The 7,031-nt window shown below is 69.4% G+C and carries 7 protein-coding genes and 1 pseudogene; 6 read left to right on the top strand and 2 right to left on the bottom strand.

What is annotated here, in order from left to right:
* Nucleotides 1-293, top strand: a pseudogene (locus tag ACK5IN_RS08735) (hypothetical protein); the annotation flags it as partial.
* 593 nt (nucleotides 294-886) lie between these two features.
* The gene (locus tag ACK5IN_RS08730) at nucleotides 887-1,135 is read left to right on the top strand and encodes an addiction module protein (protein ID WP_416895801.1); all 249 of its coding nucleotides are present in this window, start codon (nucleotides 887-889) and stop codon (nucleotides 1,133-1,135) included.
* Between the two features lie 513 nt (nucleotides 1,136-1,648).
* Here ACK5IN_RS08730 and ACK5IN_RS08725 read toward each other — a convergent pair.
* The gene (locus tag ACK5IN_RS08725) at nucleotides 1,649-2,830 is read right to left on the bottom strand and encodes a serine hydrolase domain-containing protein (RefSeq protein WP_416895800.1); all 1,182 of its coding nucleotides are present in this window, start codon (nucleotides 2,828-2,830) and stop codon (nucleotides 1,649-1,651) included.
* 389 nt (nucleotides 2,831-3,219) lie between these two features.
* Between ACK5IN_RS08725 and ACK5IN_RS08720 the strand changes: the two genes are divergently transcribed.
* From ACK5IN_RS08720 to ACK5IN_RS08705, 4 genes are read left to right on the top strand one after another with little or no spacing between them, the layout of a single operon-like run.
* Nucleotides 3,220-3,702, top strand: a complete 483-nt coding sequence (locus tag ACK5IN_RS08720) for a prepilin peptidase (protein WP_416895799.1) — start codon at nucleotides 3,220-3,222, stop codon at nucleotides 3,700-3,702.
* A gap of 4 nt (nucleotides 3,703-3,706) precedes the next feature.
* Nucleotides 3,707-4,750, top strand: coding sequence for a YihY/virulence factor BrkB family protein (locus ACK5IN_RS08715; RefSeq protein WP_416895798.1), 1,044 nt, complete (start codon nucleotides 3,707-3,709; stop codon nucleotides 4,748-4,750).
* Between the two features lie 13 nt (nucleotides 4,751-4,763).
* Complete coding sequence (locus tag ACK5IN_RS08710; protein WP_416895797.1) at nucleotides 4,764-4,991, top strand: response regulator; 228 nt, start codon at nucleotides 4,764-4,766, stop codon at nucleotides 4,989-4,991.
* Entirely contained in the window at nucleotides 4,988-5,611 is a 624-nt protein-coding gene (locus ACK5IN_RS08705; RefSeq protein WP_416895796.1) for a CYTH domain-containing protein, read from the top strand. Before ACK5IN_RS08710 ends, ACK5IN_RS08705 begins: the two co-directional genes overlap by 4 nt.
* 14 nt (nucleotides 5,612-5,625) lie before the next feature.
* Here ACK5IN_RS08705 and lpdA read toward each other — a convergent pair whose 3' ends face one another.
* Complete coding sequence (lpdA, locus tag ACK5IN_RS08700) at nucleotides 5,626-7,023, bottom strand: dihydrolipoyl dehydrogenase (protein ID WP_416895795.1); 1,398 nt, start codon at nucleotides 7,021-7,023, stop codon at nucleotides 5,626-5,628.
* Nucleotides 7,024-7,031: the final 8 nt, after the last annotated feature.

Genomic DNA, 7,031 nt, shown 5'->3' with positions numbered 1-7,031 from the left:
GATACCTCATGGCCCACGCGGCGATCCGGGCGCTCAATGAACGGCTCCGCACCGGGAGGAGCAGCAGCGCCGCACTCTCACTGGCCCGCACCGCCCGCCTGCTCACCAACACCGGCACCTCCGAACCCGACATCCCGATCCGCGCGGACAACCGGCACGACACTGCGCAGTCCGTCGAGCACACCAGTTGGGGTCCCGCCCGCAGACTCCGCGCGCCGCTGACGATCGACGGCGTCGACATCCGCACCGCACTCCCCGCCCGCGACCTCGGCAGCGACCCCGCCGTGTGGTGAGTCCGGGGCGCTGTTCGGGAAGCTCGGCCTCGCTCAGAACGACGGTAACCGCAGGGTGCGCGCCGTCCTGACCTACCTATCGAACAGGTAGTAACTCAGAGAAAGAACACGCCCCGAGCCGACTCAACAGTAGCGACCGCCTGCCGAGGTGTCGATCCAGATGCCGTCGACGAGCACTGCGTGGTAGATCGTCTTGACCGGTCCCAGCCGTGGGACAAGATCCCAGCACCGCGCGCTGTGACGGCGGAAGGACCGCGCTGAGGCGGTGCCGTTGGTCTCGGCCTGGGTGTTCTTCCCGACCAGCCACAAAACGAACCGGCGCGAGTCGTTCGCGCGGGTCCGGTGCCACCGAAGCCGTGGTGTCGTCGAGGACATCGCAGAAGCGGTCAGCCCCTGGTGGCTTGCACGATCTGCTTCGGCGAGTGTCGCCTTGGGGCGTGGCGATCTCGATCGCGACGGCATCCATGTAGCTGTTGCTGAAGAACAGGAACGAATCCTCCGCCGCGATAGGCGCTGCCATCGCCATAAGTCGAGTTCCGCCCGCGTCGGCCAAAGCGGATGCCGCCCATGCGCCGTAAACTTGGAGCATGACCTTGGCGGAACTGATCGAGAAGGCGCGGGAACTCACCCCTGCCGATCGGGTGAAGCTCGCCCACGAGATCCTCGACAGCGTCGACGAGCCTGACGCGCCAGACCCTGTCATCGATGCAGCGTGGCAGGCTGAGTTCCGTCGGCGCATCGATGACATCGAGAGTGGCCGGGTTCGGCTCGTTGACGGTCGCGAGACCATGAGCATCGCCCGGGCACGAATCGCAGAGCGCCGCGCGCAGCAGAGCGCGTGATTGCGGGCAACTGGCGCGAGCATCCCGAAGCTCGCGCCGAACTTTTCGCCGAGTCCGACCGCCTCCCCGTCGACGTCGCAGAACAGCTCATCGCCAGTGCCGAGAGCGCCGTCGATGACATACTCGAAGCCCCAGACTCCTGGCCGAGGGTGCTCTACTGGGATGAACCTCCACCACTGCGGCGCCGGAAGGTCAAGCCGTTCCACATCAACGTCGTCTACTACGTCGCCGGCAACGAGGTCCGACTGGTCGCATACGTGCACGAGCGTCGTATGCCCATGTGCGGGACACGCTCGCCGTCGCCCCGGCGGGGCAGATCGCTCGTGAGCCGCTTGCGCTGCGCCCAGGTGTGTCGACCGACGGCGCTCGCTCGCGTGTGCGACGGGAGCGTGTGCGATTGGCTACGGTCATCGCAGACGAGCAGCTCGTGGGGTCGTGGCGCTCGACGATCTGCTGCGCGAGGTGCTCCCCGGCTCGGGAGCACCGGATTCGTGCACCCGCGAGACAGGGAATTCACTGTGAGCCGGAGATCCCGTTGAACGTGCGGTACACGGCGCGCTCGAAGTCGGCCACGGCGGTCGCGGCCGGTGGATCGAAGAAGGGCAGGGACTGCGTCGTCCAGACGGCGGCGACACCCGTGGCGCGGTCGACCCAGTAGAAGACGTTCGCCAAGCCCGCCCACGACAGCGAGCCGGCACGCCGCCCGCAGGGAACATCGTCGTCGTTGACCAGGAACGAGTACGCCCACGACTTGCGCGCACCGGGCAGGAACTCCACCGCGCGGGTGAGCGCCGGGATGGCCGCCGGCAGCGGAGTGACCTCGAGCCCCGGAACACCCCGGACGGCCCACGCGATCGTCTCGGGACGCAGGACCCGACCGCCGGGCGCAGAGCCGTCGCCGAGCCACACGCGAAGGAATGCCAGGTAGTCGTCGACGGTGGAGAAGAGCCCCTGCCCACCCAGGTCGAGCTCGGGCACGGCGGGCGGCTCGCCGCGCGTCGCCGTCATCGCGCCGTCGAGACCGCGTCGGTGCAGGGTCATGAGCCGCGCGTGCAGCGCGGGCGGCAGCTCGAACGACGTGGAGGTCATCGTGCACGGTGCGAAGATGCGTTCGCGGAAGACATCCTCCAGCCGCTGTCCGCGCAGCTCGGCGACGATGAGCCCGAGCCAGTCCAGCGAGATACCATACGTCCACCGCTCACCCGGCTCGTGCAGCAGGGGCGCGTGCAGCCCGTCGCGCAGCGGCGTCGCCGACCGGCGCGCGCGACGGGCGCGCGCCAACACCGCGTAGCGGCGGTCGAACATGTCGTACGCGAGTCCCGAGGTGTGCAGCAGCAGCATACGGGCGGTGATCTCTCGCACGGGCGGCCGTGTGCGCGCCGTGCCGTCGTCGTCGATCGCTTCGAGCACCTCGAGCTCGCCGATCGCGGGCAGGTACGTGCGTGCGGGTGCGTCGAGATCGAGCAGTCCGTCCTCGACGCACTGCAGCGCAGCCGTGGCCGTGACTGCTTTGGTCGCGGAGTGCAGGGCGATGACGGCGTCGGATGCCACGGGCTCACCCGTGTCGAGCGAACGGACACCGGCCGCGGCACGCCACAGGGTGCGCGAAGCATCCGTCACTCCTGCGACCACCCCCGGGAGTCCTGCCGCGACCGCGGCGCGCAGCGCCTCCTCGCGTGCGTCGATGCCCGTCATCGGATACCTCCCGCATCGACCCTACGTGACCGCCGCGGTCCGCTCGGTCGCCGTGTTCCTCGCCGCCCGGCCCCGCGCACGTCGGTAGGTCGGGGGTGTCTGCGCCCGTCACCGCCCGCATCTACGCACACTCCCGCCCGCACCCCGACTGGCTGGCCCACATCGTCGGCGTTCTGCGGCGGCAGCCGCCTGACCGACTATCTGGGGGAGCGGTGGTACATCGGTGGATGCGCGTGCGCGATCGTGTCGACCGCACCAACGCGGGTATCCACGACGGAGCCGGCGCGCTGCGCGCGGCCGACGATCCCGATTCGCCGGTCGGGGAGACCGGCTGACCCCTGTGGACGACGCGGCGCGTGCCGCACGACGCGCCGCCTACGCTCGACGACGTGTCTGCCACCGTCATCGCCCCGCTCGCGGTGTACATCGTGTTCGGCGTGTGGGGAGCCATCCTCGCCATCGTCGACGTGCGCACGCACCGTCTGCCGAACGCACTCGTCCTGCCCGCATACCCGGTGGGGCTCGCGCTGCTCATCGTGGCCGAGACCACGGGCGCGCAGGCTGCAGGACTGCCCACCGCGCTCGGGGCGATGCTCACCGGGTTCGCCGTCTTCTTCGGCATCGCGATGATCAGTCCGGGCGCGCTCGGCGGTGGCGACGTCAAACTCGCCGGGGCACTGGGTCTCATGCTCGGCTGGCTCGGCTGGAACGCGCTGGGCGTGGCTGCCGTCGCGACCTTCCTGCTGGCCGGTGCGTATGCCGTGGTGGCGATGCTCGCACGCCGAGCCGCACGGGACACCCGCATCGCCTTCGGCCCGTTCCTCGTGATGGGCAGCTGGGTCGGGGTGGCCGCGGCCTGGCCGGTAATCTGACCACATGGCTGCCCGCTCGACCCGTGCGCCGCTCGCGCGGCTCATCGCCTGGGTGCTGACGCTGAAACCCGTGCGTGCGTTTCTGCTGTACAGCGAGAAGCGTGGGCCGATGCTGGCCGATAGCGTCACGTACCGGGCGCTGTTCTCGGTGTTCGCCGCCGTGCTTCTCGGCTTCTCGGTCGCAGCCCTGTGGCTCGCCGAGAACCCCGTGGCATGGGGTGCACTCGTCGACGCACTCGATGCCGCCATTCCCGGACTCGTCGGCACGATCATCGACCCGGCCGAGATCCAGTCGCCGTTCGGCCTCACCCTCGCCGGCATCATCTCGCTCGTCGGTCTGGTGGTGGCGGCGATCGGCGCCATCGGATCGCTGCGCGTGGCACTGCGCACGATCGCCGACAAGGTGCACGACGATGTGGCCGCCGTGTGGGTCATCGTGCGCAACCTGCTGCTGGCCGCCGCGATCGGAGTGGGACTGGCGGCATCGGCCGCCGCCACCTTCTTCGGCACGGCACTGGTCGGATCGGTGCACGGCTGGCTGGGGCTCAACGACGCCGTCTCGCGCTGGGCCACGTGGGGCGTCGGGCTGATCGTGACGCTCGCCCTCGACACCGGCGTCGTGGCGCTGCTCTTCGTCGTGCTGTCCGGTGTGCGCGCCTCGGCGCGGGTGCTGTGGCCGGGAGCACTGCTCGGCGGTGTGGCGCTTGCCGTGCTGCAGCAGCTGTCGGGGCTGTTCGTCGGCGGCGCGGCATCCAATCCGCTGCTGGCCTCCTTCGCCTCGCTCATCGCCCTGCTGCTGTGGTTCAACCTGTCGGCGCAGGTCGTCCTGCTCGCAGGGGCCTACATCGTGACCGGCATCGAGGAGCAGCACGACAGTGTGCGCGCGAGGCACGGGGCCGCGACGCTCGCCCAGCGGCGGGTACGCCGCGCTGAAGACGCCGTGCGCGTGGCAACGGACGAGCTGGACAGTGCCCGGGCCGACGCGACCAGGGAGCACGAGCACCTCGCGGCGAAGCGCGGCGCGGGAATCGAGCGCACTACGCTGTAGCCGAGGAGGACATATGGCAATCGCACGTCTGCACGGAGGGCCCCTCGACGGGCAGCTGCTGCCGCTCGAAGACGAGACCCTCGACCAGCTCATCGCGCCGTACGGCGAAGGGCAGATCCTGTACCGGCGCGAAGGCGCGCCGGAGAACACCGGACCGCACGACGGCCCCACAACCGCCGACTTCCACTACGCGGGATCCACCGAGGACATCAACCCCGACTCCGACGGCCGCGACGAGTGAGCACAGCCGGGCCCACGCGATCGGTCGAGGTCGAGGCGAAGGTCGACGTCGAGGTCGACACGCCGTTGCTCGACCTCACGTCACTGCCCGGGGTCGTGACTGTCGGCGCCGCAGAGGTGCGGTCGCTCGATGCCCGCTACCTCGACACCGCACGGCTCGTGCTGGCCGCCCACGGCGTCGCGCTGCGCCGGCGCACCGGAGGCGGCGATGCCGGCTGGCACCTGAAGGGCCCGCTCGTGGACGGCGGACGCACCGAGGTGCACTGGCCCCTCGGCGACCCGAACGAACCGCCCGCGGGCGTGTATGACGAGCTCTCGCGCGTGATCGCCGAGCCGCTCGACGCACTTGGGCCCATCGCCCGCATCCGCAACGAGCGCACCGCATTCGTGCTCTACAGCGAAGAAGGCAACCCGATCGCCGAGTTCGCCGACGACCACGTCGACGCCCTCGATCTGCGCACCGGAACGGAGCGGCGCTGGCGGGAGTGGGAACTCGAGCTGCTCGGCGGGACGCCGTCCGCCCCACCAGACGTGCTGCGCGCCTTCGTGCACGTCGCACAGGCTGTCGGCGCACAGCCCGCCGCGAGCACATCCAAGCTCGCGCGTGCGCTGGGCCGTTGAGGCGGCCGCGCCGATCAGAGGTTGATCATGTGGCCGGTCAGGCCGTGGAACGCCTCCTGCAGCGCCTCGGAGAGCGTCGGGTGCGTGTGCACGTTGCGTGCGGCCTCGAGCGCGGTGAGATCCCACTTCTGCGCGAGCGTCAGCTCGGGCAGAAGCTCCGAGACGTCGGGGCCGATGAGGTGACCGCCGAGAAGTTCGAGGTGCTCGGCATCGGCGACGAGCTTGACGAAACCGATAGGCTCACCGAGTCCGTTCGCCTTGCCGTTCGCCGAGAAGGGGAACTTCGCGACCTTCACGTCGTATCCCGCCTCGCGCGCCTGCTCCTCGGTGAGTCCGAACGAGGCGACCTGCGGGTTGCAGAACGTGGCGCGCGGCATCATGCGGTAGTCGCCCAGCGCCATGGTCTCGGCCTTGCCGATCGTCTCGGCGGCGACCACGGCCTGGGCCTCGGCCACGTGCGCCAGCTGCAGCTTCGCGGTGACATCGCCGATCGCATAGATGTGGGGCACCGACGTGCGCATGACGTCGTCGATGTCGATGGCGCCGCGGTCGGTGAGGGTGACACCGGTGTTCTCCAACCCGTAGCCCTCGACGTTCGCGGCGAAGCCGATCGACATGAGCACCTTGTCGGCGTCGATCGACCCCTGCGATCCGTCCTTCGCCGTGTACGCCACCGTGACACGGTCGCCGTGGTCGGTGACCGACTCGACCTTCGTCGACGTGAGGATCTCGACGCCGAGCTTCTTGTACTGCCGCGCGATCTCCTTCGACACGTCTGCATCTTCGTTCGGAAGTGCGCGGTCGAGAAATTCGACGATCGTGCACGAGACGCCGTAGTTGGCCAGCACGTACGCGAACTCCATGCCGATCGCGCCGGCGCCCACGATGACGATCGACTTCGGCAACTCGCGAGCGAGGATCTGCTCCTCGTACGTCACGACATTGGCGCTGAGCGCGATGCCCGGCAGCAGCCGCACCTTCGAGCCGGCAGCGATGATCGCGTTGTCGAACGTGACGTCTTCGGTGCTGCCGTCGCTGCGGGTGACCGTGATCGCGTGGGGGCCGGTGAACGACCCGCGCCCCTCGTACTCGGTCACCTTGTTCTTCTTCATGAGGTAGTGGATGCCCTTGACATGGGTCTCTGCGACCGTGCGGCTGCGGTCCCATGCCGCGCCGAAGTCGAAGTGCACGTCGCCCGAGATCCCGAACAGGTCGGCCTTGTGCGTGAAGGTGTGGGCGAGGTCGGCGTTCTTGAGCAGCGCCTTGGATGGGATGCACCCGACGTTGAGGCAGACGCCGCCCCAGTACTTCTCTTCGATGATCGCGACCGACAGGCCGAGCTGGGCGGAGCGGACGGCTGCGACATACCCGCCGGGGCCTGCGCCGAGGATGACGACGTCGTAGTGAGGCATGGCTCCAG

It is taken from the genome of Microbacterium sp. (genome assembly GCF_047971895.1).
Classification (GTDB): Bacteria; Actinomycetota; Actinomycetes; order Actinomycetales; family Microbacteriaceae; genus Microbacterium.
The sequence above is the reverse complement of the archived record's forward strand: the minus strand, read 5'-3'. Positions and strand labels throughout refer to the sequence as shown.